Source organism: Rahnella inusitata (assembly GCF_018288855.1).
Taxonomy (GTDB): Bacteria; Pseudomonadota; Gammaproteobacteria; order Enterobacterales; family Enterobacteriaceae; genus Rahnella; species Rahnella inusitata.
On record NZ_CP065024.1, the window covers coordinates 2148367 to 2173387 of the forward strand.

Below are 25021 nucleotides of genomic sequence, written 5' to 3' on the forward strand. Positions count from 1 at the left end.
AAAGGATAAATTATGATCCCGCAGATCCCACTAAAATACAGGGACGCAGAACGTTGGTCGTTTGGTGATACTGAGTCATCAGCGGATGAACTGGCCAAGCGTGTTATCGACGGTACTAAAACAGCAACCTGTTCTAACCTCGACGACGATCCTGAACCCGAGGCCGGCGAGATCTTTGTCGTGGTTGATGGTCGCAACAATCCGGTTTGCGCCGTGCAGCTGACCGAGGTGAAGCAGGTACCTTTTGATCAGGTGACTGAGCAACATGCATTCGAAGAAGGCGAGGGTGACCGCACACTGGCTTACTGGCGCAAAGAGCATCAGCGTTTCTTCGAAGAGTACGAAATGTTTGAGCCAACTATGCCGCTGTTGTTGATGAAGTTTAAGCTAGTGGAGAAATTCTAAATTCTCTGTTCAGGCCCGGCTACAATCCAGGGCCTGAACTTTCTTCATTAGGATGATTTTTCCGCCAGGCTCTTCGTTTAAGTTAATGTATTTAATTATTTTTATAAACCCCTGATGTCGTCGCCTCCTGTTCAGGAAACCGTTATGTCTGCCAATTCTGTTCATCTAACCGCCTTCTCCACCCGTTCCGGTATCCCTTATTTTAGTCAGTGGGAAGACCCTGACTCCGCGGCCGGGATCATTGCCGGAGACATTACCCTCAGGGATATTGCGCTTTGGCCAGAGTCAGGCGCTTCCACGCAGGAAGAGTTTATCGAGTGGGCGAATCATGTCTGCGGAATGTGCTGCCTGAAGATGGTTCTGGCAGCAACCTCAGGCAAAGTCGTGCCGATATTAAATCTCACACAGAGAAGCCTGCCGTATGGTGCGTATGTTCGCGAAGGTGAAAATATCAAAGGCCTGATTTATGCGCCTTTTGTTGAGTATGTTCGGGAAGAGTTAGGGCTGAGTGCACAGGTCAGAGTGGATATGGATACTGAACAAATTGCGGCAGAGTTGGAGCAGCATCGTTTTTTCATCGCGTCTGTCCATCCGTCTATCCGCGTGCCCAATTTTTCACCACCCCACAAGGGCGGGCATCTGGTGCTGGTCACCCGCGCCGATGCGCAGTCTGTGACCTTTCATAATCCTTCCGGCCATGATGTTGCATCACAGCGGGACGTTACTTTATCAGTGGATGAATTTTCGCGCTTTTTTGCCGGTCGGGGTATTTCACTGGTGGCAGCCGGGGAATGACCGCATGGCGGCATGGCGAACAACGTCCCGTTCGCCATGCTGTGTCACTCCAGTCTCATAATCCACTCATCGTTTTGCTTGTCATACTTTTCCTTATACAACACTGAATGGCGGCCATCCAGAATCGCCGGCACGCTGGTGTTGTCATCCCACGCATCAAGCTGCATGCACAAATCAGGATCTGATTTGCATGGAATGTGCACCATATCGCCGCCTTTCGCTTCCGGCGTGGATAACTGCGCGTCATCAATTTCGTAACTGCCAATTCTTATATTCGATTTTGCCATCGGGTACTCCTTGCCAGATAAACCAGAAAATTGAACAACATCAGGTACGACCAGTTAGTCGCCCTTATTTGAGAATAGTCGACAGCACAAAAAGTGCCATAAGATTTTTATGAGCGTGAGGAAAGTGGGATCAATCTGATGAACAGCCGGGGCGTCGCACAGACGTTCCGGCTTTGCAGGGAACTTTAAAGCGGATTAAATCTGACTGAAACCGGCATGGCATTAATCTGATTTCTGCCGTTGTTTTTGGATAAATACAGCGCCTCATCGGCTGCACTGACGATATCTGACTGATCGTCGAGGCCGGGATCCTGATCGGGCATATAGGTGGCGATGCCCTGGCTGATGGTTACCCGGTTAAATTCGCTGAAACTGTGTTTGATACCCAGCGTTTCAATGGATTCCATGATGTGCTGGGCGACAATCCAGGCACCTTTCAAATCGGTATCCGGCAGAATAGCCGCAAACTCTTCACCGCCAAATCTTGTAACCACGTCCGTACTGCGTTTAAGCGATCTGCGCAGAGTTCGGGCAACCAGACGCAGACAGGCATCGCCTGATAAATGGCCGTAATGATCGTTGAAATGTTTGAAATAATCGATATCGATCATCACCACCGTCAGCGGCGTGCGATTGCGCTTCGCACGCATGTATTCGTGGCTCAGCACTTTCTTGAATTCACGGCGGTTAGGTAATTTGGTCAGCGAATCCGTGCGTGCCTGAATTTCGAGACGGCGGTTGGCTTTCACCAGTTTAAGTTCAAGCAGTTTTCGCTCATGAACATCTTCAGCCGTGCCATACCAGCGCTGGATGGAGCCGTCCGGCGCATAGCTCGCCGCAGCGCGAATTCGCATCCAGTTCCAGCCACGGTCAACGTGGCAAAAACGCACTTCGATATCCAGCGGTGCGCCGGTTTTAAGACATTGTTCCCACGTCTGCACGGCGGCACGGCGGTCTTCCACGTGCATACTTTGGATCCACTTATCGGCCAGAATATCCTGACGGGTCATGCCCGTGATGCGCTGAAAACGTGAACTGACGTCACTGAGCATACCGCGCGGATCCGCTGTCCACGGAATTTGCGGGTTCAGTTCGACCATATTACGGTAATGCTCCTGGCTTTCCCGCAGCGCCTTCTCCATTCGCTTCAGGCTGGTGATATCGGTCATTGCTACAGAAAGACCGCTCAGCTGAGTTTGCGCGTCATAAGCGGCTTTGATGCGTACAAAGAAAACCTGGTTTTTACCAGGAACCGAAAATTCGCGGTCAGGTGTGTGCTCGTTACGCTGCGCCAGTTCCAGCGCATTATTGAGCAGCGGCGAGAGGCCGGGGAGGAAAACGCCGACTTTACGACCAATCGCTTCAAACGGTTGCAGACCGATAATGTTCGCCATAGCGTCATTCACCGTCACATAGCGCATGTGCAGATCGATGAAACACAGGCCAACCGGCGCGTTTGAATAAATGGATTCCAGCTGGAAGAGACGTTGTCCGGGAGCCTGATCCAGATTGGTCAGATTACGGTCGATGCCGCGATAACCACGAAAGTTACCGTCGTGGTCAAATAACGGAACACCGCTGGTTTCGAGAATAACCTCCGTTCCATCCGGGCGGATATTACGGTTGAGTAATCCGCCAAAGGGCGCACGGCGTTCGACAATCGCAGCAAACTGCTCACCGACGCGCTTAGCTTCGTCAGGCGGCATAAAATCAAACGGGGTTTTACCAATGACTTCTTCAGGCGGGACTCCCAGAAATTCGATGCATTTATTCGAGGAAAAAACGTAACGTCCTTGTGCATCGACTTCCCAAATCCAGTCAGAATTGTTATCGATGATATCCCGCAGACTGGCCATTTCCTGTAAAAGCAGTCCATCTGCTGATTCGAGTTTCATTTGATCCGACATGATACTTCTCCGACTGGCAGGTCTTTACTCAACATCAGGCACTATGATTCATTTATAAAAATGATATATCACTAGCAATGTCATGTTGAGGGCAATAATACATGTCAGGTTAGGATTATTCCTACTTATAATTCAATAAACCTTTCTGGATAAAATAGGTCGATATCGACGATAAGTAGCATAAAATTTTTTGAAGGCATTTTATTCCTGAGTTTAGCTCTCAAGACTTCACCTTAAGGTATCAGTCGGGAGTATTAACTAAAGTGAGCAGTCGGGGTATTTTGCTGTTTTTAGAAAAGTATAAAGAGATTATTCTGCGCCAGCAGAGAGATGTTCTGGCGCAGGGGTTTTCGTCAGGGTAAAAGTAATTAATCGCCTGGCAAATCGGTGTGCCGCGTCGCGCCATCTCGCACCAGTTCACGCGGCAAACTATTTTTGATCCTGCTGCCAATTCGCTTCGCTAAACCCAGCGGTTGACCGAGCCACGTCACCAGACATTCATCTTTAGGCGGAGCGTCGTCCGGGTAGATATCGACCCCACGCAGCCAGCTTTGCGCGAGTTCATCAGTTATCTCAAAACGATTTGCCGCATCAGGGGCACTGAAGGCAATCACTGCTTCATGCTGCCAGCGAAACCCTTTCGGAAAACGTTCTGCGAGACGCAGGCCGATGCGTGAGAAGCGCACTTTACCAAACAGCGGCTCGAACACGGCCGGGAAGAGCCAGATTTCTTTATCGCGTTGCCACAGCGTGAACTGTTCTTCAGGCCAGCGCAGGCCGGAGAACGCAGCGGCACTCACGATTTCCGCAGTGTCCTGACGCGACATCGGAGAGAACGGGAAGCGGCCAACTTTATAACCGGGTGCGGGTAAGCGCGTGACCGAATCTGTTTTACGAAAACGCGCGACAAAGAATCCTTCGCTGTCGTAAACCTGTGGGAAAACATGCAGATAACCTTCCGGCGTGACGGCTTTCGATGCGCCATCAAATAAAGTTTCCAGCGTTTCCACTTCAACGGCGTCAGCATAGGTCTCGAGCAACCATTGGCAAACCTGCTGGTTTTCCTGTGCGTTGAGTGTGCAAGTCGAATACACCAGCACGCCGCCAGGTTTCAGCGCATGGAAGGCACTGTCGATCAGCTCACGCTGGGTGGAAGCAATGTCCTTAACGCTTTCTTGCGACCAGTTACTCATCGCATCTGCGTCCTTGCGGATAACCCCTTCACCAGAACAGGGGGCATCGAGCAGGACAGCATCAAAGGTTTCCGGCAGGGCGGCACCAAATACCCGACCATCAAAATGCGTGAGTGCCGTATTGCTCACGCCACAGCGGCTGACGTTGGCATGCAGAACTTTGACACGGCTGGCGGAGTATTCGTTAGCGAGAATGCCGCCCTGATTGTTCATCAGCGCAGCGATTTGCGTAGTTTTGGAACCCGGCGCAGCGGCGACGTCCATGACCAGGACCGGTTGCGTATCGTTGGCAAACAGCGCGGTCACCGGCAACATGGAACTGGCTTCCTGAATATAAAACAGCCCCGCCAGATGCGCGAGTGCGTTTCCTAACCGTGACTCATCCAGCGCGTGGCGGTTGATCCAGAAACCTTCCGCGCACCAGGGTACCGGCTCTAACGCCCACTGATAGAGGGCGGCCAGCTCGAGAAATGCGGGCACGCTGATTTTTAGCGTATTGACACGCAGACTCGGGCGGAGAGGGCGCTGACATGCAGCAATGAAATCTTCCATGCTGAGATTTTCAGGCATGACGGCACGAGTTGCGTCGAGAAAGGCGGCGGGTAATTTCTCCGCAAAGGCGCTGGCTGTGGTGAGTTTTGACAAAGGTGCGGTTCCAGAACTGAATAAGTTTTCCAGCGCCGGAGTCTAACATATTTACACAAGATCCACGGCAGCCGCCACCTTCCCAAAATAAAAAGGCCACCCGAAGGTGGCCTGAGACTAATGAAACAGTGTCGGCAGCGGTGAGAACAGTCAGATCGTAAAGACGCCGCGAAATCATTCCTGATGGCTCGTTCCGCCTCATCCATGATGCGGACGCTTTACTCTTCTGCCTGTTTCACCCCGTCAGTTTCTTGGGATAGCTGTGCCCCAGTTTTGCCAGTCTTTTGGCGCTTCCGGGTTGAGCAGGAAGTGATTGCCGTTGGCGGCTTTCGGTGCCAGCGGTGTGGTAGGTGGTGTTGCAAAGGCAATCCCACCACGAATAAATTGCTGGAACGTCCCGCTTTTGAACATCCCGCCGGTCAGCCCGAATTGCAGGTCATACCCGGAAGCCAGCCAGAAGACAGTATTTGCGCGCACCAGATACTGATACTTTTTACTGATCCTCAACGTGACGTTGACGCGATCGGCCATGGCGCCGAGATAGAACCCTGAAACCGTACCCACTTCGATACCGCGGAACAGCACTGGCGTACCAATTTGCAGCGAACCCACTTCGGCGGCATCAACCACAATGCCTAAACCGTCGGTGTAACGTGAATCGGTAATGGTCGATTCCTGCAGATCAAAGTTACGCGTTGGCGCACCTTTTCCGGCTTCAACGTTGATGTAAGGCTGAAGCAGCGTATCCAGATTACTGACGCCACCGGCGGAAATCTCCGGTGAAACAATTGAGAAGCGCGAGCCGCGGCGGGCAAAATTATCTACATATTCAGGATACAGTACGGCTTTTGCCGCGACCTGATTGAGCTGAGGATCCAGCTTCAGGGACTCCACCTGCCCGATAGTAATTCCGAGGTAACGCAGCGGCATCCCCGGCGAGAGCTTACTGGCATCGTAGGTATTGAGAATGATCTGGCTGCCGACAGCGCGGGCAGACGTTTCTGAATCATACAGAATACGTTTAACGCCTTTGGTGAGTGTCACACCTTCCAGATTGTCGAAACTGATGGCGCCTTTTAACGCGCGATCCAGCGGCGATGCCTGAACTGTCAGGCCGCTGCCGTTCAGCTGAACTTTAGCGCCGCCTTCCGCCCAGAAGATACTCTTATCGCTCAGCAAGTTGCGGTATTGAGGCTGAATGTAGACATCCACTTCGAACAGATTGGCTTTCGGGCGGACGTTAACAATTTCACCTACCTGGAACTTGCGGTAAAGCACCACGGAGCCGGTTTGCACGTCTGGCAGGCTTTTCGCCGTCAGCGTCAGCGTCGCGCCGGGTTGTTCGCCCTGAATGCCTTCAGCCGCTTTTTCGGCATTGCTGTAGAGCGGGTATTTTTGTCCCGGTGCGCCTTTGGTACCCGGAATAATGCGCACGCCGCCGTCAACCCATTCCTGAGCGCTAGCGCCGAGCACCTCCATCCCATCAATACCCAGTTTCACGTCCACGCGGCTGTTGACCACAAATTTACTGTCTTTATGCAGCAGATCTTTGTATTCCGGCATGATAGCGGCATTGAAGACGATACCCTCGTCAGTCAGTTTACGATCCATGACCTGCCCGACGGTGATGCCATACAGTTTGATCGGCTGACCGGCATCAATGCCGTAGCTTTGCGGTGCAATCAGCTGGAGCTTGATGGTGCCAGGATCCTGAAGCAGCTTGCTGTTACTGTCGAGCACCACAAAATGCTTCTGCGGTTCACCTTCGCCTGGGATCAGTTCCAGCGTATTGCCGGTCAGCAGCTGACTGAGGTTGGCATTGCTGAGGCTGATTTTCGGACTGTTCATTTCAATGCGTGTGCCAGTTCGGATCATATCCAGCACTGAAGGGTCAACGGTCAGTTTACCGGTGACTTTGCTGTCTGACTGCAGGGTGATTTTGGTCAGCGTACCGACCTGCAATCCCTGATACATCAGCGGCGTCTGGCCTTCGGAGAGGCCGTCGCCATTCGGTAAGTCCAGATCGATTTCCACACCGCGCTGGCTCTGCGCCAGATCAGGGTAAAGCACGTAGGACTGATCGGCTTTCGCCGGTTTACCGTCATTAGGCGAATCCATTGAAATCGCGCCATTGACCAGAGCCGCCAGACTTTCCATCTGCACTTTTGCGCCGCTCAGGCTGAAATCCCCTTTGAAACCCGATACGTTCCAAAAGCGGGTATTGTCCTTGACCAGATTCGCAAAACGTTTCTCGATCAGCAGGTCAATGGTTACGCCGTTATTGCCGCTTTCGATATCGTAATCGTAGACTTTACCCACCGGGATTTTTCGGTAATACACCAGTGAACCGGTGCTCAGCGAGCCCAGATCTTTGGCGTGAAGATGAATCATCAGTTCGCCGGTGTTAAGCCGGAATTTAGGCTGCGTATCCAGTGCGACAAAGTGATCTTTTTCTTCGCCGGGCCCTGGCATCATTCCGATGTAGTTACCGCCGACCAGCGCATCCAGCCCGGAAACTCCGGCAAGTGATGCTTTCGGCGTGACCAGCCAGAATTGCGTGCCTTCACGTAGCGCGTCAGACAAATCGCTTTTGATACTGACTTTCACCTGAATGGTGCGCAGGTCTTTGGTCAGGCTGATGGATTCCACCGTCCCGACTTCCACACCCTGATAGCGGACAGGCGTCCGGCCCGCAACAATCCCAGCAGCAGACTGGAAATCGATCGTCACCGTCGCGCCGCGCTCCTGATAGTTGCTGTAAATCAGCCATCCGGCGATCAGTAAAGCAATAAACGGCAGCAGCCAGAAAGGTGAAATCCGGCGTCTGTGTTTTATCCGTGCTTCAGTCGGTGTATTCGGCGTTTCCTGTTGCATGTGCATCCCAAATCAAGCGGCTATCAAGCCATTCAACGGCAAGAATGGTCAGGATCACGGCGGAGCCAAAGTAAAAAGCCGCCGGTCCCATTGTAAATGACAAAAGCTGGTCACGATTTACCAGCGACATCATTAATGAAATTACAAATAAATCGAGCATTGACCAGCGTCCGATCCAGGTTACCAGCCGTAATAAACGTACGCGCGTTTTCAGTCCCTGAATCGCTTTAAAATGGATGCTGAGCAGTAAAGTCAGCATCACGATAACTTTTGTGAAGGGCACCAGAACGCTGGCGATAAAGACAATCGCAGCGATAGGTACGTTTCCTGACGTGGCGAGCGACACTACGCCAGAAAAAATGGTGTCCTTCAACTGTTGGCCGTTGGCATAAATAATGGAAATCGGCAGCATGTTCGCCGGGATCAAAAAAACCATCGCCGCAATCAGCGCGGCCCAGGTTTTTTGCAGGCTATGTTTATAACGCAACCGCATCGGCGTGTGGCAACGCGGACAGCGACCACGATCATCAGGCTGACCGGTGAATTTACAGGATAAACAGAGTCGCAACGAAGAGGGCACACCTTTCGGCTGCCGCTGCGGATAAAACTCTTCCCACAGCTGCTCGATGTTGAGATTAATCATGGTCAGCGTGACCATCACCGTCATCATCAGATACGCCGCCAGCGCCAGGCCGACGTTGATATCAGCATATTCCTTCACTTTGATGCTGGCCACGGCCATGCCAATCAGATAAATATCGAGCATCACCCAGTCTTTCAAACGGTCGAGCATCAGCAGCACGGGTTTAAGATTCATGCCCAGTTTGCTGCCAAAATGAAGATACAGGATGGAGAGCGCCAGCGTCAGCGGCGCGCCGATGGTGCAAAAGGCGACCATACTGGCGGTGACCGGATCGCCCTGACGCGACATCTGCCAGATACCTTCGAGCAGGCTCGCATCAATTTTCGTGCCTAACAGTCTGATGCTGATCAGCGGTTCGGTGTAAGCGAACGGCATGAGCAGCAAAATGCTGATGGCAATGGTGATGAGGCGGGGCAGTGAGCATACCCGGCCTTTTTCGACTTTCGCATTGCAGCGCGGGCAGTGTGCCGTCTGTGTGCGTTTGAGTGCCGGCAGCGAAAACAGATGGTCGCACTCGCTACAGCGTTGGTAGCGAACTTGCGGGATCTGCGCTGATATTGTGTTTATTTTCATAGTACCTGGAGTAGTAAGAATACCTGTTGTTACAATTACGCATCCCCTCAAGGGGGCAGGCGAGGCCATCAGGCCAAGATCAGCCAGGTTTTTTTGACAAAATAACGTATTATGCGGTCGGCAAACAGTTATTGTAGGCGAGTCTTTTTGATGTCACACAGGATTAACCTTGTTCAAATGGGCATTTAATGCTTATTTTAGAGAGGTTAAGCACACCAGAACGGCTCAGTGCCCTTAGGTTATTATTGGTTACTACATGAATAAAGAAGCATTCTACACGGAATTAAAACGTGATTTGAACGCGTTGATCGCCGGAGAAAACAATTTTATTGCCACTCTGTCGAACACCAGTGCTTTACTGTTTGAACGTCTTGAAGGCGTCAACTGGGTGGGTTTTTATCTGATGGATGGCACTTCGCTGGTGCTTGGTCCATTCCAGGGTAAAATTGCCTGCGTGCGTATTCCGGTAGGAAAAGGCGTATGCGGTACCGCAGTGGCGGAAAATACCGTTCAGCGTGTGGGCGATGTCCATGCCTTTGCGGGCCACATTGCGTGTGACGCAGCAAGTAATGCCGAGATTGTTCTGCCCATTACGGTGAAAGGAACAGTTATCGGCGTATTAGACATTGATAGCACCGTTTATCAACGCTTCGATGAAGCCGATGAACAGGGGCTGACAGAGTTAGTCAGCGGGCTTTGCCAGCATCTTGAAAACTGCGATGCTGAAAAATATGTCAATCTGATCGTAAGTTGATCGTCGGATAACGTGGCATTTAATAATGGCGTCATTATAATGGCGCCTGTTCATGCCTGCGCCGGTTGGCAAACCCGTTGTAATCAGGAAATTTCATGGAAAATCAACCTAAGTTGAACAGTAGTAAAGAAGTCATCGCCTTTTTGGCTGAGCGGTTCCCGCTCTGTTTTACCGCCGAAGGCGAAGCACGCCCATTAAAGATCGGTATCTTTGCGGATTTGGTCGAGCGCGTGCAAGGTGAAGAGAATCTGAGCAAAACTCAGTTACGCTCTGCTCTGCGTCTGTATACCTCAAGCTGGCGCTATCTGTACGGCGTTAAAGTTGGCGCAGAACGCGTTGACCTTGATGGTAATTCATGTGGCGTTCTTGAAGAGCAGCACGTCGAACATGCCCGTAAACAGTTGGAAGAAGCAAAAGCCCGCGTTCAGGCACAACGTGCAGAACAACAGGCTAAGCGTCGTGAAGCCGGTGAAACTACTGAGCCACGTCGTCCACGTCCGGCCGCTAAAAAACCTGCGCCGCGTCGTGAAAATGCGCCCGCTGCTGTGGCTGGTCAGGAGAATCGCAAACCACGTACACCTCGTCCACCGCGTGAGGAAAAACGTGAACCGCGTCATGTGCCAGTAACAGACATTTCAAAACTGCAAATTGGCCAGGAAATCAAAGTCAGAGCAGGACAGAGTGCGATGGATGCTACCGTTTTGGAAATTGCTAAAGACGGTGTTCGCGTTCAACTCTCTTCGGGTCTGGCGATGATCGTGCGCGCAGAACACTTGCAGTTCTGATACGGAGGCCAACTCAGGCATGAACAAATTTGTCAGATTAAGCGTTATCGCAGGTCTGTTAATGGCAGGAGCGGGGCTGGTGAATACCAGCTTTGCAGCGAATGAGAGTGCACCGGTCACTCTCTCGCAACTCCCTGACCTGACACAGGATCCGCAGGACGCCACGGTGAGCGAGCGTGTTACGGCACGCTTTACCCGTTCGCATTATCGTCAATTCGACCTTAATGCAGATTTCTCAGCGAAGATCTTCGACCGTTACCTCAACATGCTCGATTATGGCCATAACGTATTGATGGCTTCTGACGTGGCGCAATTTACCAACAAGCGCGCTACTTTAGGTGAGGAACTGAAAACCGGTCAGTTAACCACGCCATACGCTTTATTCAATCTGGCGCAAAAACGTCGCTTTGAACGCTATGATTATGCGTTGAAAGTGCTTGCCCGCCCGATGGATTTCACTGGCAATGACACGATTGAACTTGATCGCAGTAAGTCCCCGTGGCCGAAAGACCGCGCGGAGCTGGACAAATTGTGGGATGCGAAAGTCAAATATGACGAGCTGAACCTCAAGCTGACCGGCAAAAACGATCAGGAAATTCGCGATGTGCTGTCCAAACGCTATCATTTCGCGATGAAGCGTCTGACACAAAGCAACAGCGAAGACGTATTCCAGCTGGTGATGAATGCCTTTGCGCATGAAATCGACCCGCACACGAACTACCTTTCTCCGCGCAGTACCGAGCAATTTAATACCGAAATGAGCCTGTCTCTGGAAGGTATTGGTGCCGTTCTGCAAGGTGACGACGATTATACAGTCATCAACTCGATGGTTGCAGGCGGCCCGGCGGCCAAAAGCAAAGCCATTGCAGTGGGCGATCGTATTGTTGGCGTAGGTCAGGTTCAGGCTGGCAAACCTTCACCGATGGTGGATGTGATCGGCTGGCGTCTTGATGACGTCGTTGCGCTGATCAAAGGGCCGAAAGGCAGCAAAGTTCGCCTGCAGATCCTGCCAGCGGGCAAAAATGCCAAAAACCACGTTATCACGCTGACTCGCGAAAAAATCCGTCTGGAAGACCGTGCAGTCAAAATGACCATCAAAAATGTCGGCTCTGAAAAAGTCGCCGTGATGGACATTCCTGGCTTCTACGTCGGTCTGACTGATGATGTAAAAGTGCAGTTGCAGAAGATGGCGAAACAAAACGTCAACAGTCTGGTGATCGATCTGCGTACCAATGGCGGTGGCGCACTGACAGAAGCGGTTTCTCTGTCGGGTCTGTTTATCCCAAGTGGTCCTGTTGTGCAGGTTCGCGATAACAACGGCCGCATTCGTCAGGACAGCGATACCGATGGCGTCGTGTACTACAAAGGTCCGCTGGTAGTGCTGGTCGATCGTTTCAGTGCTTCGGCATCTGAGATCTTCGCCGCAGCCATGCAGGATTATGGCCGCGCGCTTATCGTAGGTGAGCCTACTTTCGGTAAAGGTACCGTTCAGCAGTACCGTTCGCTGAACCGTATTTACGATCAGATGCTGCGCCCTGAATGGCCTGCTCTGGGCTCCGTGCAATACACTATCCAGAAGTTCTATCGCATCAACGGCGGCAGTACTCAGCGTAAAGGGGTTACCCCGGATATTCTGATGCCAACCGGTATTGAGTCGATTGAAACGGGCGAGAAGTTCGAAGATAACGCGCTTCCGTGGGATAGCATTAACGCCGCGACATACAGCAAATTGGGTGACATGAAGCCGTTCCTGCCTGATTTGTTGAAAAATCACGATGCGCGTATTGCGAAAGATCCAGAGTTCCAGTACATCCAGGAAGATATCGCGCGCTACAAAGCGCTGAAAGAAAAACGTGATATCGCCTCTCTGAATTACGCCCAGCGTGATAAAGAAGATAAAGAGGATGATGCACTGCGTCTGAACCGCCTGAATGAACGCTTCAAACGTGAAGGTAAGAAACCACTGAAATCTTTGGATGATTTGCCGAAAGATTATGTGGCGCCAGACCCTTATCTCGATGAAGCCGACAATATCGCGGTCGACCTCGGTAAGCTGGAAAAAGCATTGGGTGATCAGGCTCCGGCTGCAAAATAATCAACTTGCAGCCTGACAGTCACTTTGAAGAAGCGCACTCCGGTGCGCTTTTTTTATGGAACAAAAACAAAAGGGAAACAGCTGCCGGAAAGTCGTGTCCAAAACACCGGGGGTAGATGTAAAATAAAATACTTCAATATGTAAAGTATTGTGATTTTGGGCGGCTGTAGTGCGCAGACTCTTGAATCCGTAAAAGAAGCCCATAGGATCAGTATCAGCCGGGTGTGGTAAATCCCGGTGGTATGACTCAATAAATAATAATGAAGTAACGATGAGGAAATGAAAATTTTATGATGCGTATAGCGTTGTTCCTGATGACTAACCTGGCAGTTATGCTGGTCTTCGGGCTGGTGCTCAGCCTGACAGGCATTCAGTCCAGCAGCGTGCCGGGGCTGATGATCATGGCCGGGCTGTTTGGCTTCGGTGGTTCTATCGTCTCTTTGCTGATGTCTAAATGGATGGCGTTGCGCTCGGTGGGTGGTGAAGTGATTGAGCAGCCGCGTAACGAAACTGAGCGCTGGCTGGTAGAAACTGTTCGCCGTCAGTCTCAGCAGGCGGGGATCGGGATGCCACAGGTCGCCATTTATCATGCGCCGGATATTAATGCGTTCGCAACCGGCGCGCGCCGTGACGCGTCATTGGTGGCCGTGAGTACCGGTTTATTGCAAAGCATGAGTCAGGATGAAGCTGAAGCAGTTATCGCCCATGAAATCAGCCACATTGCCAACGGCGATATGGTCACCATGACTCTGATTCAGGGGATCGTGAACACCTTCGTGATCTTCATTTCGCGTCTGATCGCGCAGGTGGCTTCCGGTTTCCTGTCCGGCAACCGTGATGGCGAAGAAAGTGGTAACGGCAATCCGATGATTTATTTCGCCGTAGCCACAGTGCTGGAATTGGTGTTCGGGATTCTGGCCAGTATCATCACGATGTGGTTCTCTCGTTATCGTGAGTTCCATGCAGATGCCGGTTCCGCAAAACTGGTTGGTCGGGAAAAAATGATTGCGGCGTTGCAGCGTTTGAAAACCAGCCATGAACCGCAGGAAGCGGGTAGCATGATGGCGTTTTGCATCAATGGTAAATCCAAGTCGTTCAGTGAGCTGTTTATGTCTCACCCGCCACTGGATAAACGAATTGAAGCGCTGCGCAGCGGCGAATACCTGAAGTAAGCTTAACGCGCTAAATAAAAATGCCCGGCAGTTGCCGGGCATTTTGCGTTCTGAGGCGTGCTCAGGATTTCAAATTTTCAGCGGCCTTCTGACTGCTGGTTTTCTGCGTCATGCGCAGCAGGCTAACGAGCGCCCCGGTTCCGGCCAGCGTCCCCGCTAAAATCAATGAAGCATGTGTGCCGTGTGCCGGGAACAGGTTAAACATCAGAGCCACCATCGCTGCCCCCGTCGTTTGACCTAACAGGCGCGCAGTGCCCAGCAGGCCGCTGGCACCACCACTGCGGTTACGCGGCGCAGAGGTAATGATGGTGTGATTATTCGGTGACTGGAATAACCCAAATCCCGCGCCACACAGCAGCATGCGCCAGATAATATTCAGATGTGAAGGTTCTGGTGGCAGTAAGGAGAGCGAAAACAGTCCGAATGAAAAGACGATAAGCCCGATGCCACCGAGCATTCCGGGGTGATAACGCTCAACCAGACGTCCTGCAATCGGTGCCATCACCATCGTCGCCAGCGGCCACGGCGTCAGCAGTAAACCGGTATCCACCGAATTCAGCCCAAGCGTATTTTGCAAGAAGAAGGGCAGTGAGACGAATGCCAGCATTTGCGCGCTGAATGAACAAAGTGACGTGCCCAGTGACAGGCTGAAAATTGGAATACGTAGCAAATCAACCGGCAGCAGAGGAAAAGGCTGTGAGAGCTGACGGCGCACGAAGAACCAGCCAATTATCAGCAACGCGACAACTTCCCCCAAAATCAGCATATGATTCTGGCCCTGAGCAAAACCGCTGATAGCGATGATCAGCAATCCAAAGGTCAGGGCATTCATCACGCTGCTGGTAAAATCAAAGCGTTGCCCCTGGCTTCTCGTCGAGTTAGGGGGCAGGAATTTTAGACCCAGCAGCAGGGCGGCGATGCCGATAGGGACGTTGATAGCAAACAGCCACTGCCAGGAGGCCACCGACAAGATGCCGGCCGCGATAGTTGGCCCGGCGGCAGACGAGACGGCGACAATCAGCGCATTGATCCCCACGCCTCGACCGAGAAAGCGCTGCGGATAGATAATCCGGATGAGCGCCGTGTTGACACTCATGATCGCCGCCGCGCCAAAGCCCTGTAAAACGCGGGCGACAGTCAGCGTGGCCAGTGAGTCCGACAGCGCACAAAACAGCGACGTAATACTAAATACCAGCAGGCCCGTCTGATAGATACGTCGGTAGCCGAAAATATCCCCTAACGAGGCGAGAGAAAGCAGCGAGATGGTAATCGCCAACTGGTAGGCATTCACCACCCAAATAGACGCCGCCGGGCTGGCGTGGAAATCATTGGCGATCGTCGGTAGTGCCACATTGGCGATGGCGCCATCGAGGACTGAAACGGTGATGCCCAGAGCGATTGCCAGAATCGCCCCGTATCTTTGGGGAACGGGAAGTCCGTCGTTGGGTATTGAAGTCGGCGTCATAGAGTCTGCAGTGCATTGTCATCAGTGAGGGTAATATTACTACGCTAATCAACGGAAAGTGACAACAGTCACAGTCTGTGACGATTTATTTAGACGATGCAGATTCTGAAACGGGGTTAACAGTTCTTGCACGCCTGTTCAATGCCCCGATTGCTTCTGCGTGATGCTTACCACTATAATAAAAACCACGTTCTATTTTTTTTGAAACAAAACCAACGCGAGCAGGTAATTCATTCTATGGCTATCGCAGATCTTGATAAGCAACCCGATTCCGTTTCCTCGGTCCTGAAAGTTTTTGGTATTTTGCAGGCGCTGGGCGAAGAGCGCGAGATTGGTATCACTGAACTTTCTCAACGCGTCATGATGTCAAAAAGCACTGTCTATCGTTTTTTACAGACGATGAAATCTCTGGGATATGTCGCGCAGGAAGGGGAATCAGAGAAATACTCGCTGACCCTCAAATTGTTTGAGCTGGGCGCGAAGGCGTTGCAAAACGTCGATCTGATCCGCAGTGCGGATATTCAGATGCGTGAGTTGTCGCGTCTGACACGTGAAACCATCCACCTTGGTGCGTTGGATGAAGACGGCATTGTCTACATCCATAAAATCGATTCGATGTATAACCTGCGCATGCATTCTCGCATCGGCCGCCGTAACCCGCTTCACACCACCGCTATTGGTAAAGTGCTGATGGCGTGGGGTGATAAAGCCGAAGTGGGTGCGCTGTTGCAGGAAATTGAATTCACCCGCAGTACTGAAAACACCATTATGAATGCCACTGATTTACAATCGGCGCTGGAGCAGGTGCGTCTGCAAGGTTACGGTGAAGATAATGAAGAACAGGAGCAGGGGCTTCGTTGTATCGCTGTGCCAGTATTCGACCGTTTCGGCGTAGTGATCGCGGGGTTGAGTATTTCCTTCCCTACGATCCGTTTCTCTGAAGAAAGTAAGACTGACTACGTTGCGATGCTACACACAGCGGCACGTAATATTTCAGAGCAGATTGGTTTTCACGACTATCCGTTCTGATTTTTTTACTTTACGCAGCAGCAGTAAAAGATGAAAAAAAAACCGAAGCCAGCGCTTCGGTTTTTTGTTTTTGAACGTTGAGAACTTAGCGGTGAGCCAGCTCAGCTGTCTCTTCTGAATCCATCACCGTTTTATCGGTTTGTTTCAGAATCTGGCTGGTGATGGTACCGGCGGTCATGGAACCACTCACGTTCAACGCAGTACGACCCATATCGATCAGCGGCTCAACGGAGATAAGCAGCGCGACCAGCGTGACCGGCAGGCCCATTGCTGGCAACACTATCAGCGCCGCGAAGGTTGCACCGCCACCGACGCCTGCAACACCCGCAGAACTCAGTGTTACGATACCTACCAGTGTTGCAATCCACATAGGATCAAACGGGTTGATGCCGACGGTCGGAGCAACCATTACGGCCAGCATGGTTGGATAGAGACCGGCACAGCCATTCTGGCCGATAGTGGCACCGAAGGATGCGGCGAAGCTGGCGATAGATTCCGGAATACCCAGACGGCGGGTTTGCGCTTCCACGCTCAGCGGGATAGTCGCTGCGCTTGAACGGCTGGTGAACGCGAAGGTTAGCACCGGCCAGACTTTACGGAAGAATTTCGCCGGGTTAACGCCGGTGAAGGACAACAGAACAGCGTGGACGACGAACATAATCGCCAGACCCAGATATGAAGCCACCACGAAGCTGCCCAGCTTGACGATATCCTGAATGTTCGAACCTGCCACTACTTTGGTCATCAAAGCCAGCACGCCGTACGGAGTCAGTTTCATCACCAGACGCACCAGCTTCATTACCCACGCCTGAAGGGTATCAATGAATACCAGAACGCGAGGGCCTTTATCCGCATCATCTTTCACCAGTTGCAGGGCAGCAACGCCCACAAATGCGGCAAAGATCACCACGCTGATGATTGATGTCGGACTTGCACCGGTCAGATCAGCAAACGGGTTCTTAGGTATAAAGGAAAGGATTAGCTGTGGAACGCTCAGGTCCGCTACTTTGCCGACATAGTTAGACTGAATGGCGGTAAGACGCGCGGTTTCCTGCGTACCCTGTACCAGACCTTCCGCGGTCAGGCCAAACAGACCTGTCACAAAGATACCGACCAGTGAGGCGATAAGCGTGGTAAACAGCAGAGTGCCGATGGTCAGGAAACTGATTTTGCCCAATGAGGACGCGTTATGTAATTTCGCGACCGCACTTAAAATAGAGACGAACACCAGCGGCATCACGATCATTTGCAGTAACTGCACATAACCATTACCGACGATGTTAAACCAGGTAATCGACGTTTTCAGAACCGGGTCATCAGAGCCGTAAATCAGCTGCAGCGCCAGACCAAAAACCACACCGAGCCCCAGACCAGCCAGGACTTTTTTTGCCAGACTCCACTGCTTGTGACGGGTTTGCGCCAGCAGTATAAGCAAAGCAACAAAAACCACTACGTTAAGAACGAGCGGAAGATTCATACCAAACTCCAGACTTATAGTTTTATATTTTAAACGGGTGTTCCAAAAAGGATTGCACCATCCCATAGCGTTGGAGTGAAGAATATCAGTTTGGGTGGCCGATCATTTATATCCAAAAAGAATGCATTATAACTTTTTGGTGATATTCGTATTAATTATCGCCGGATTGCCGCTATTTTATTCTAATCAGATAAACAGTTTCAGCAGATGATTAAATATCTCGGGATTGATTGCACCAATGATGGGCGTCCAGTCGGGCCAGAACAGCGTAAATCCGACCAGCATCAGGCAAAGCGTGCGTTCCAGCTGATTGCCTTTCTGACTGTTAATGATCGGCAAGCGAAAACGCCAGCGGCACGGCCAGAGCAGAGGAACACCCGCTGGCGTCAGCATATCGGCAAGAATATGGCTAAGGTAGCCAATGACCATGGCATGAAAGGCATCAGCCGGGATAACCCAGTCGTGGGGGAAATGGGTACGTAAAAGGAAAATACCGCCGATGACCGCCAGCAGGCTGTGCGTAAAGCCGCGATGTCCGAAAGCGCGGGCAATCGGATGGGAAATCCATTTCAGGCGCTGGCCTATCAGTGATTTCGGGTGATCAATGTCCGGCAGCAGGCACGTCAGCAAAGACCCTGGGATAATATGCCACCAGTCGCCGTGCGCCAGCTCGGGTGAGAGCTGCGCCTTCTTGGCAAATACCGCACAGGCGATAGAAAAAATGAGGTGGCCTTCCGCCGTCATGACGCGTCCGAACTGGATAACTGTTATTTTATCCAGTATAAGTGAAACTGTCACAATCTTGGAAGCGGAACCCTGTAACTAATTGTCAACGGATTGATTAAATAGGAAAAGGCGTATAAAAATACGCCTTAAAATTGTCACGTATCAATCTCAACGTGCCAGCCAGCCACCGTCGACGGCGATGGTGTAGCCATTCACATAATCCGAAGCTTTTGAGGACAGGAAAACCACTGGCCCCATCACGTCTTCCGGCAAGCCCCAGCGACCCGCCGGGATACGGTCGAGAATCTCTTTGCTACGCTCACCGTCCGCGCGAAGTTGCTCAGTATTATTGGTCGCCATGTACCCCGGCGCTATCGCATTCACGTTGACGTTATGCTTCGCCCATTCATTGGCCATCAGCCGCGTAAGGCCCATCACCGCACTTTTCGACGCGGTGTAGGAAGGCACACGTATTCCGCCCTGATAGGACAGCATCGACGCGATGTTAATGATCTTGCCACCGTTACCTTGTTTGATGAACTGTTTCGCGACGGCTTGTGACATAAAGAACAGCGTTTTGCTGTTGACGTTCATGACGTCGTCCCAGTTCTTTTCACTGAATTCGATAGCATCCTCACGGCGAATAATCCCGGCGTTATTCACCAGAATGTCGATATGACCAAATTCGCTGACCGCTTTTTCTATCAGTCCAGTAATCCCCTGAATGCTGCTTAGATCGGCACGCAGATCGAGGAAGCGACGGCCTGTTGCGATGATTTTTTCAGCTGTTTCACCTGGTTCCGACACATTGATGCCGACAATATCGCAGCCCGCCTGCGCCAGTCCGAGCGCCATTCCTTGCCCAAGGCCGGTGTTACAACCGGTCACGATGGCAACTTTGCCAGTTAATTCAAACGCATTGAGGATCATAATCAGAGTCTCTTTTGCAACGGCACATTCGCCTGAAAGATTGGAAGGCTCCGCCGTGATGTGGCGGAGTCACTGGATTAGCGAATTTCGCTGACTTTGACGTGATCCATGTCGTCGAATACCTGGTTTTCACCGACCATACCCCAGATAAAGGTATAGTTTTTCGTTCCCACGCCCGCATGAATTGACCAGCTAGGAGAAATCACCGCCTGCTCGTTGTGAACGAGCAGATGACGCGTTTCCTGTGGTTGCCCCATCATGTGGAAGACCGCAGTTTCTTCTTCCATATTGAAATAGAAATACACTTCCATACGGCGCTCATGGGTATGGCACGGCATGGTATTCCACAGGCTGCCTTCTTCCAGTTTGGTCAGCCCCATGGTCAGCTGGCAGGTTTCCAGAACGTCCGGCACGATGAATTTATTGATGGTGCGGCGGTTGCTGGTGGCGGCATCGCCGATGGTTTGCGGAGAGGCTTCTGCCAGCGTGATTTTTTTGTTCGGGAAAGTGGTGTGAGCCGGAGCGCTGTTGTAGTAAAACTTGGCCGGTTTAGCGGCATCGATGCTGCTGAATTCAACCCGTTTTGCGCCTTTGCCGACGTACAGCGCTTCTTCGTGACCAATTTCATAAGTTGTGCCATCGACAACAATGACGCCCGGCCCGCCGACATTGATCACTCCCAACTCACGGCGCTCAAGAAAATAGCTCACGCCGAGCTGTTTACCGACTTCATCCCCGACAGAGACGGTTTTTTCAGCTGGCATCACGCCACCAACAATAATGCGGTCGATGTGGCTGTACGTCATGGTGTAGGCATTTCTCTCGAAGATCTTTTCAATGAGAAATTCGCGGCGTAACTCAGCGGTATTAAGGGTTTTAGCGTGGTCGCTGTGGATGCTTTGACGAACTTGCATGTCGTGCCTCTCGTGCGTTGTGATGTGCATATAAAGGAGGACTTGCCGGGCTAGTCTGACCGTTGCGTGGCAGTAACAGCGTGCAGAAGCAGGAAAGCTCCCGGCTCGTCCGTATTGCAGAAAGCATAAGTTCATTGGCACGCGAATTCAATAAAAATGAAATAACGTTTTATTTATTTATGAGGCAGCTCAAGTTTTCCGATTAATCGACAAGGAGGGGAGCGGGAAGGGAATACGAAAGGGTGCGAAGGGGAAACCAACGACGCAGCAGTGGATTTCAGTCTGCTACGCCGGTCAGTCAGCGGATGTGCGCGGGAATGAGTTCTTCAAGTGAGGACAATTTGGTGTCTGCCAGCGCCCAGCGCGGGTCGGCGCTGAATTCATGGGCCGGAACGACTATCGAGCGCATACGGGCTGCTTTGGTGGCGATCATGCCGTTAAAGGAATCCTCCAGCGTGACGCAGTTGAGCGGATCGGTCTGCAACTCTGCCGCAGCGAGCAGGTACACTTCCGGATGGGGCTTGCTGTAAGGCAGTTTTTCGGCAGACACGCGTACCTGAAAATACGACTGCAGGTTGAACATCTCCAGCACGGTATCCAGCATGTGTAGCGGCGACGCGGAAGCCAGACCGATTTTCAGGCCCTGATCGCGGCACAGTTCCAGCGCATGCGTCACGCCAGGCAGCAGCGGGCGGGTTTGTTCAACCAGCTCAATCGTGCGGGCGATCACCATTGCTGAGGTTTCTTCCTGATTCGGCCCCTGCCACGGCAGTGCCTGATACCACATCCGCACCACCTGATCGATGCGCAGGCCGAGTGTATCCGGCAGTAAATGCCGCTGTGTGATATCCACACCGAGACTGCTGAACACATCAAGTTCTGCCTGAACCCATAAAGGTTCAGAATCAATTAACAGACCATCCATATCGAAAATTGCGGCATTAACAGGGCGTGCATAAGCCATGCGGGTGAACTCCGGATCAGTGAATGAAATGCTACTCTATCACTGGCAGTGAAAGGGATAAATCCGTTGGTCAAATTCCTAAAGGTCTCATTTTCGACGAAGTGTGGCGCTAACTGATTAAAATGATGAGCAGAGCAGACTTTCTGTGGGTAAACTTAGCCGTTGATAAAGACGTCCTAACAAGGGGAATTCATGACGTACCAACAAGCCGGACGTGTCGCAGTCCTTAAAAGGATTGCAGGGTGGGTAATTTTCATCCCTGCGCTGCTTTCTACACTGATTTCATTACTTACTTTTATTGATGAGCATACTAAAGCTCAGCAAGGCATCAATGCGGTGATGCTGGATTTCGTCCACGTCATGGTGGATATGGTGCGATTTAACACCACTTTTCTTAATATGTTCTGGTACAACTCTCCGGTGCCGTCTTTAGGCCAGGGGATGACGAGCGCGAACATTATGTTCTTCATTATTTATTGGCTGATTTTTGTCGGTCTGGCGCTTCAGGCGTCCGGCGCAAGAATGTCACGTCAGGTGAAACATATCCGGGAAGGCATTCAGGATCAGCTAATTCTGGAGCAGGCCAAAGGTGCAGAAGGGCGCACACGTCCTCAGATTGAAGAACGAATTGTGATCCCACGTCATACGATTTTTGTACAATATTTCCCGCTGTATATTCTGCCAATTATCATTGCCGTTATCGGCTATTTCATTCTGAAATTGCTGGGTTTACTGGCTTAGTGGATCAGAAATTGGGCGAGCCAATATAGCGATTTCGCTGCATAAATAAGGCCTGAATATTTTAAATATTCAGGCCTTATTTGTTTGAGCTTCCACTTATTTACCCTGCTAATTAATATCGCCGTGTAACAATCTTTCTACGGCGCGTTGTGCTACCACCTGATGCTGTCCGCCGAATAAATTGCTACGGTTAAGCAGATAATATAACTGGTATATCGGCTGCCTCGAAATGAAGTCATCAGGCAACGGTGTCTTACTCTGATAGCCATCATAAAGTTGGGGAGGAACATTCGGATATAACGGCAGCATCGCCAGATCGCACTCCCTGTCGCCCCAATAACAGGCGGGATCGAAAATCACCGGGCCATTATCAGCAAGGCCGCAGTTATGCGGCCATAAATCGCCGTGTAGCAGAGAAGGTTGCGGCTGATGATTTTGAAGACGGGTATGAACTATGGCGGTTATGTCTTCGATATTGCCAAACACCATGCCTTTTTCAGCTGCCAGCTGTAACTGCCAGCCGATGCGTTGCTCTGCGAAAAATTTCGCCCAGCGTCGTTGCCAGCTGTTGGGTTGCGGAAGCGTTGCCAGTTCATTATCGAAATCCAACCCGAACTGTAACTGTTCACTCCACTGATGGAGTGCTGCGAGCTGCTGACCTAATAAATAGGCGTTGTGGGCATCAAGCGGCTTTTGCGGAATGTATTCCAGCAGCAGAAAACTGTAATCGCGATCGCTGCCGACGCCGTACACTTCAGGAACGCGCACAGTCTGGCTGCGGGCGAGCAAGGCGAGCTGATCGGCTTCGGCGGCGAAAATCGGTAACATTTCACGCGCGTTGCACTTTACAAATACATCCCTGTCACCATAACTCAGCCGCCAGGCGGGATGAATTTCTCCTCCCGGAAGCTCAACACGTTCGCGGATTTCTGCACTGCCCAGATGTTCACTCAACAAACGATTGACGGCTTGCCACATGGTATCACCCCTTCTGACTGGCCCGATAATTCATTAAGTTAGCGTTTTTTTTGCCTCAAAAACCTGATCCTGCGCACGGCTGAACCAGAATAAGGCGTTAATTTACGCAATGTAAGCGTTGGCGAAATTGAGCTTTCAGGTAATGAAAAAGACAATTTAAGAATATGTGAAGTGAAACAGGTTTTATTAGCAGAATTGTCTTATCGACATGACTCTAACCCCCTTGTTTAACAAAACAATATTAATAATAGACTAAAAAGATATTCAGGTGTGGGAAGAAGATGTATATGCTACATCTCGTCCAAGTCGCGAGAGAGATAATGTGAAACCAAACATTCTTTATTTGATGGCCGCGCTATTACTGGCGGGTTGCGCTAAAGAAACGCCGGTTCAGACGACGCATTTTTTGAAACCAACACCGCCTTCGCGGGCTGATACTTCATTAATGCATCAGGGACCTTACGGCGAAGTAATTCGTCAGGCGGCAAGCACTTACGGCGTAGATGAAACATTGGTAAAAGCCATCATTCAGGTCGAATCTGGATATAACCCAACCGTTGTCAGTAAATCGAATGCGATTGGGTTAATGCAGCTAAAGGCCTCAACGGCAGGACGCGATGCCTACCGGATGAAAGGACGTTATGGTCAACCTTCACCGCGTGATCTTAAAGATCCCGCAGTAAATATCGACTTAGGCACGGCTTATCTCAGCATTTTACAGCAACAGCTTGCCGGGATAAGCAATCCTGAGACGCGTCGTTATGCGACAACCGTGGCGTACGTAAATGGCGCAGGGGCTCTGTTGAGAACTTTCGCGAAAGATAAGACCTTCGCGATTGCCCAAATCAATCAGATGTCGCCGACCGAGTTTTATCAGCACGTTCAGAAAAAACACCCGGCGCCACAGGCTCCGCGTTATTTGTGGAAAGTTAACAACGCCTATCTGGCGATGCGATAGGCGTGTCGTACCTTCTGCCAGCAGCTCAGGCTGCTGGCGGGAAGTGAGTGATAATCTCACTGATACCGTTAATCACGAACTGCACGCCCATACATACCAGCAAGAATCCCATCAGTCTTGAAATCGCTTCAATGCCACTCTTCCCAACCAGACGCATAATTGCGCCGGAGCTGCGCAGCGTCAGCCATAAAATCAGGCTCACAAGGAAGAAAATCATCACCGGTGCCACCATGATCACCCAATGCGGGAAATCGACACCGTCTTTAATAGTAGACGCACTGCTGATGATCATCGCAATCGTACCCGGCCCGGCAGTACTAGGCATGGCCAGCGGGACAAACGCAATGTTCGGCGAATCCTGCCTTTTCATTTCTTCGGTTTTGTTTTCCATCAGCACTTTTTCTTCCACGTGTTGCTGAGGGAAAAGCATCCGGAAACCGATAAACGTCACGATAAGACCGCCTGCGATACGCAGACCAGGAATAGAAATACCAAAGGTATTCATTACTACCTGTCCGGCATAGTAGGCCACCATCATGATAATGAAGACGTATACTGAGGCCATCAGCGATTGCTGGTTTCTCTCCTGCGCGGTCATATTCCCGGAAAGGCCCAGCAACAAAGCCACGGTCGTGAGCGGATTTGCCAGCGGCAGAATCACCACCAGACCTAATCCAATTGCCTGAAATAACTGGCCGACTTCTGTCATAA

General features: G+C 51.3%; 22 protein-coding genes. 9 read left to right on the plus strand and 13 right to left on the minus strand.

All coding sequences use genetic code 11. The features are described from left to right. Positions 1 to 12: 12 nt before the first annotated feature. Together I2123_RS10110 and I2123_RS10115 are read left to right on the plus strand one after the other, a co-directional pair. A complete protein-coding gene (locus tag I2123_RS10110) occupies positions 13 to 405 on the plus strand; it encodes an ASCH domain-containing protein (RefSeq protein ID WP_112168823.1) in 393 nt (130 codons plus the stop codon). A 144-nt stretch (positions 406 to 549) separates the two neighbouring features. Continuing rightward, positions 550 to 1200, plus strand: coding sequence for a C39 family peptidase (locus I2123_RS10115; RefSeq protein WP_213052355.1), 651 nt, complete (start codon positions 550 to 552; stop codon positions 1198 to 1200). Between the two features lie 44 nt (positions 1201 to 1244). On the opposite strand, the gene I2123_RS10120 is transcribed toward I2123_RS10115, so the two are convergent. From I2123_RS10120 to yebS, 5 genes are all read right to left on the minus strand, one after another. Beyond that, entirely contained in the window at positions 1245 to 1487 is a 243-nt protein-coding gene (locus tag I2123_RS10120; protein WP_112168825.1) for a DUF1480 family protein, read from the minus strand. 185 nt (positions 1488 to 1672) lie between these two features. After that, positions 1673 to 3394, minus strand: coding sequence for a sensor domain-containing diguanylate cyclase (locus I2123_RS10125; RefSeq protein ID WP_112168826.1), 1722 nt, complete (start codon positions 3392 to 3394; stop codon positions 1673 to 1675). Between the two features lie 368 nt (positions 3395 to 3762). Next, the gene (rsmF, locus tag I2123_RS10130) at positions 3763 to 5232 is read right to left on the minus strand and encodes a 16S rRNA (cytosine(1407)-C(5))-methyltransferase RsmF (protein ID WP_274611821.1); all 1470 of its coding nucleotides are present in this window, start codon (positions 5230 to 5232) and stop codon (positions 3763 to 3765) included. 243 nt (positions 5233 to 5475) lie between these two features. After that, entirely contained in the window at positions 5476 to 8106 is a 2631-nt protein-coding gene (locus tag I2123_RS10135; RefSeq protein WP_112168828.1) for a PqiB family protein, read from the minus strand. Then, positions 8075 to 9322, minus strand: a complete 1248-nt coding sequence (gene yebS, locus I2123_RS10140; RefSeq protein WP_213052356.1) for a membrane integrity lipid transport subunit YebS — start codon at positions 9320 to 9322, stop codon at positions 8075 to 8077. The genes I2123_RS10135 and yebS overlap by 32 nt, the downstream gene beginning before the upstream one ends. 256 nt (positions 9323 to 9578) lie before the next feature. On the opposite strand from yebS, the gene I2123_RS10145 reads away from it, so the two are divergent. The 4 genes from I2123_RS10145 (at position 9579) to htpX (ending at position 14128) form a co-directional block, all read left to right on the plus strand. Further along, positions 9579 to 10076 carry a GAF domain-containing protein gene (locus tag I2123_RS10145; protein ID WP_112168830.1) on the plus strand — a complete coding sequence of 166 codons (498 nt, stop codon included), beginning with the start codon at positions 9579 to 9581 and terminating at the stop codon, positions 10074 to 10076. Positions 10077 to 10171: 95 nt separating this feature from the next. Next, the gene (proQ, locus tag I2123_RS10150) at positions 10172 to 10861 is read left to right on the plus strand and encodes an RNA chaperone ProQ (protein ID WP_056773403.1); all 690 of its coding nucleotides are present in this window, start codon (positions 10172 to 10174) and stop codon (positions 10859 to 10861) included. A gap of 19 nt (positions 10862 to 10880) precedes the next feature. Beyond that, entirely contained in the window at positions 10881 to 12956 is a 2076-nt protein-coding gene (prc, locus tag I2123_RS10155; RefSeq protein ID WP_112168831.1) for a carboxy terminal-processing peptidase, read from the plus strand. A gap of 290 nt (positions 12957 to 13246) precedes the next feature. After that, positions 13247 to 14128: a protease HtpX gene (htpX, locus tag I2123_RS10160; RefSeq protein WP_112168832.1), complete on the plus strand. Its 882-nt coding sequence runs from the start codon at positions 13247 to 13249 to the stop codon at positions 14126 to 14128. A 61-nt stretch (positions 14129 to 14189) separates the two neighbouring features. Here the strand turns inward: htpX and I2123_RS10165 are convergent, their stop codons facing one another. Beyond that, positions 14190 to 15593 (minus strand): MFS transporter, encoded by a 1404-nt coding sequence (locus tag I2123_RS10165; protein ID WP_112168833.1) that lies wholly within the window; start codon positions 15591 to 15593, stop codon positions 14190 to 14192. Positions 15594 to 15830: 237 nt separating this feature from the next. Between I2123_RS10165 and kdgR the strand changes: the two genes are divergently transcribed. Then, complete coding sequence (gene kdgR / locus I2123_RS10170; protein ID WP_120078191.1) at positions 15831 to 16622, plus strand: DNA-binding transcriptional regulator KdgR; 792 nt, start codon at positions 15831 to 15833, stop codon at positions 16620 to 16622. Between the two features lie 85 nt (positions 16623 to 16707). Here kdgR and I2123_RS10175 read toward each other — a convergent pair whose 3' ends face one another. The 5 genes from I2123_RS10175 to hxpB all read right to left on the minus strand — a co-directional run bounded on the left by I2123_RS10175 (position 16708) and on the right by hxpB (position 21633). Beyond that, entirely contained in the window at positions 16708 to 18099 is a 1392-nt protein-coding gene (locus I2123_RS10175) for an L-cystine transporter (protein ID WP_112168568.1), read from the minus strand. A gap of 186 nt (positions 18100 to 18285) precedes the next feature. Then, on the minus strand, positions 18286 to 18843 hold the full coding sequence (locus I2123_RS10180) for a metal-dependent hydrolase (protein WP_112168569.1): 558 nt from the start codon (positions 18841 to 18843) through the stop codon (positions 18286 to 18288). Between the two features lie 150 nt (positions 18844 to 18993). Next, complete coding sequence (gene kduD / locus I2123_RS10185) at positions 18994 to 19755, minus strand: 2-dehydro-3-deoxy-D-gluconate 5-dehydrogenase KduD (protein WP_112168570.1); 762 nt, start codon at positions 19753 to 19755, stop codon at positions 18994 to 18996. 77 nt (positions 19756 to 19832) lie between these two features. Next, positions 19833 to 20669, minus strand: coding sequence for a 5-dehydro-4-deoxy-D-glucuronate isomerase (kduI, locus tag I2123_RS10190; RefSeq protein ID WP_112168571.1), 837 nt, complete (start codon positions 20667 to 20669; stop codon positions 19833 to 19835). Between the two features lie 298 nt (positions 20670 to 20967). Continuing rightward, positions 20968 to 21633 (minus strand): hexitol phosphatase HxpB, encoded by a 666-nt coding sequence (gene hxpB, locus I2123_RS10195; protein ID WP_213052357.1) that lies wholly within the window; start codon positions 21631 to 21633, stop codon positions 20968 to 20970. Between the two features lie 192 nt (positions 21634 to 21825). On the opposite strand from hxpB, the gene I2123_RS10200 reads away from it, so the two are divergent. Further along, entirely contained in the window at positions 21826 to 22374 is a 549-nt protein-coding gene (locus tag I2123_RS10200; protein ID WP_213052358.1) for a YniB family protein, read from the plus strand. A 108-nt stretch (positions 22375 to 22482) separates the two neighbouring features. Here I2123_RS10200 and I2123_RS10205 read toward each other — a convergent pair whose 3' ends face one another. After that, positions 22483 to 23352 (minus strand): fructosamine kinase family protein, encoded by an 870-nt coding sequence (locus tag I2123_RS10205; RefSeq protein ID WP_213052359.1) that lies wholly within the window; start codon positions 23350 to 23352, stop codon positions 22483 to 22485. A 322-nt stretch (positions 23353 to 23674) separates the two neighbouring features. Here I2123_RS10205 and I2123_RS10210 point away from each other — a divergent pair, with 322 nt between their 5' ends. Further along, a complete protein-coding gene (locus I2123_RS10210) occupies positions 23675 to 24310 on the plus strand; it encodes a transglycosylase SLT domain-containing protein (protein ID WP_112168575.1) in 636 nt (211 codons plus the stop codon). 25 nt (positions 24311 to 24335) lie between these two features. Here the strand turns inward: I2123_RS10210 and I2123_RS10215 are convergent, their stop codons facing one another. After that, complete coding sequence (locus I2123_RS10215) at positions 24336 to 25019, minus strand: MarC family NAAT transporter (RefSeq protein WP_112168576.1); 684 nt, start codon at positions 25017 to 25019, stop codon at positions 24336 to 24338. Positions 25020 to 25021 lie beyond the last annotated feature (2 nt).

Coding starts and splice junctions, on each gene's coding strand:
- I2123_RS10110 (WP_112168823.1), top strand. CDS start 13: ATGATCCCGCAGATCCCACTAAAATACAGGGACGCAGAACGTTGGTCG.
- I2123_RS10115 (WP_213052355.1), top strand. CDS start 550: ATGTCTGCCAATTCTGTTCATCTAACCGCCTTCTCCACCCGTTCCGGT.
- I2123_RS10120 (WP_112168825.1), bottom strand. CDS start 1,487: ATGGCAAAATCGAATATAAGAATTGGCAGTTACGAAATTGATGACGCG.
- I2123_RS10125 (WP_112168826.1), bottom strand. CDS start 3,394: ATGTCGGATCAAATGAAACTCGAATCAGCAGATGGACTGCTTTTACAG.
- I2123_RS10135 (WP_112168828.1), bottom strand. CDS start 8,106: ATGCAACAGGAAACGCCGAATACACCGACTGAAGCACGGATAAAACAC.
- yebS (WP_213052356.1), bottom strand. CDS start 9,322: ATGAAAATAAACACAATATCAGCGCAGATCCCGCAAGTTCGCTACCAA.
- I2123_RS10145 (WP_112168830.1), top strand. CDS start 9,579: ATGAATAAAGAAGCATTCTACACGGAATTAAAACGTGATTTGAACGCG.
- proQ (WP_056773403.1), top strand. CDS start 10,172: ATGGAAAATCAACCTAAGTTGAACAGTAGTAAAGAAGTCATCGCCTTT.
- prc (WP_112168831.1), top strand. CDS start 10,881: ATGAACAAATTTGTCAGATTAAGCGTTATCGCAGGTCTGTTAATGGCA.
- htpX (WP_112168832.1), top strand. CDS start 13,247: ATGATGCGTATAGCGTTGTTCCTGATGACTAACCTGGCAGTTATGCTG.
- I2123_RS10165 (WP_112168833.1), bottom strand. CDS start 15,593: ATGACGCCGACTTCAATACCCAACGACGGACTTCCCGTTCCCCAAAGA.
- kdgR (WP_120078191.1), top strand. CDS start 15,831: ATGGCTATCGCAGATCTTGATAAGCAACCCGATTCCGTTTCCTCGGTC.
- I2123_RS10175 (WP_112168568.1), bottom strand. CDS start 18,099: ATGAATCTTCCGCTCGTTCTTAACGTAGTGGTTTTTGTTGCTTTGCTT.
- I2123_RS10180 (WP_112168569.1), bottom strand. CDS start 18,843: ATGACGGCGGAAGGCCACCTCATTTTTTCTATCGCCTGTGCGGTATTT.
- kduD (WP_112168570.1), bottom strand. CDS start 19,755: ATGATCCTCAATGCGTTTGAATTAACTGGCAAAGTTGCCATCGTGACC.
- kduI (WP_112168571.1), bottom strand. CDS start 20,669: ATGCAAGTTCGTCAAAGCATCCACAGCGACCACGCTAAAACCCTTAAT.
- hxpB (WP_213052357.1), bottom strand. CDS start 21,633: ATGGCTTATGCACGCCCTGTTAATGCCGCAATTTTCGATATGGATGGT.
- I2123_RS10200 (WP_213052358.1), top strand. CDS start 21,826: ATGACGTACCAACAAGCCGGACGTGTCGCAGTCCTTAAAAGGATTGCA.
- I2123_RS10205 (WP_213052359.1), bottom strand. CDS start 23,352: ATGTGGCAAGCCGTCAATCGTTTGTTGAGTGAACATCTGGGCAGTGCA.
- I2123_RS10215 (WP_112168576.1), bottom strand. CDS start 25,019: ATGACAGAAGTCGGCCAGTTATTTCAGGCAATTGGATTAGGTCTGGTG.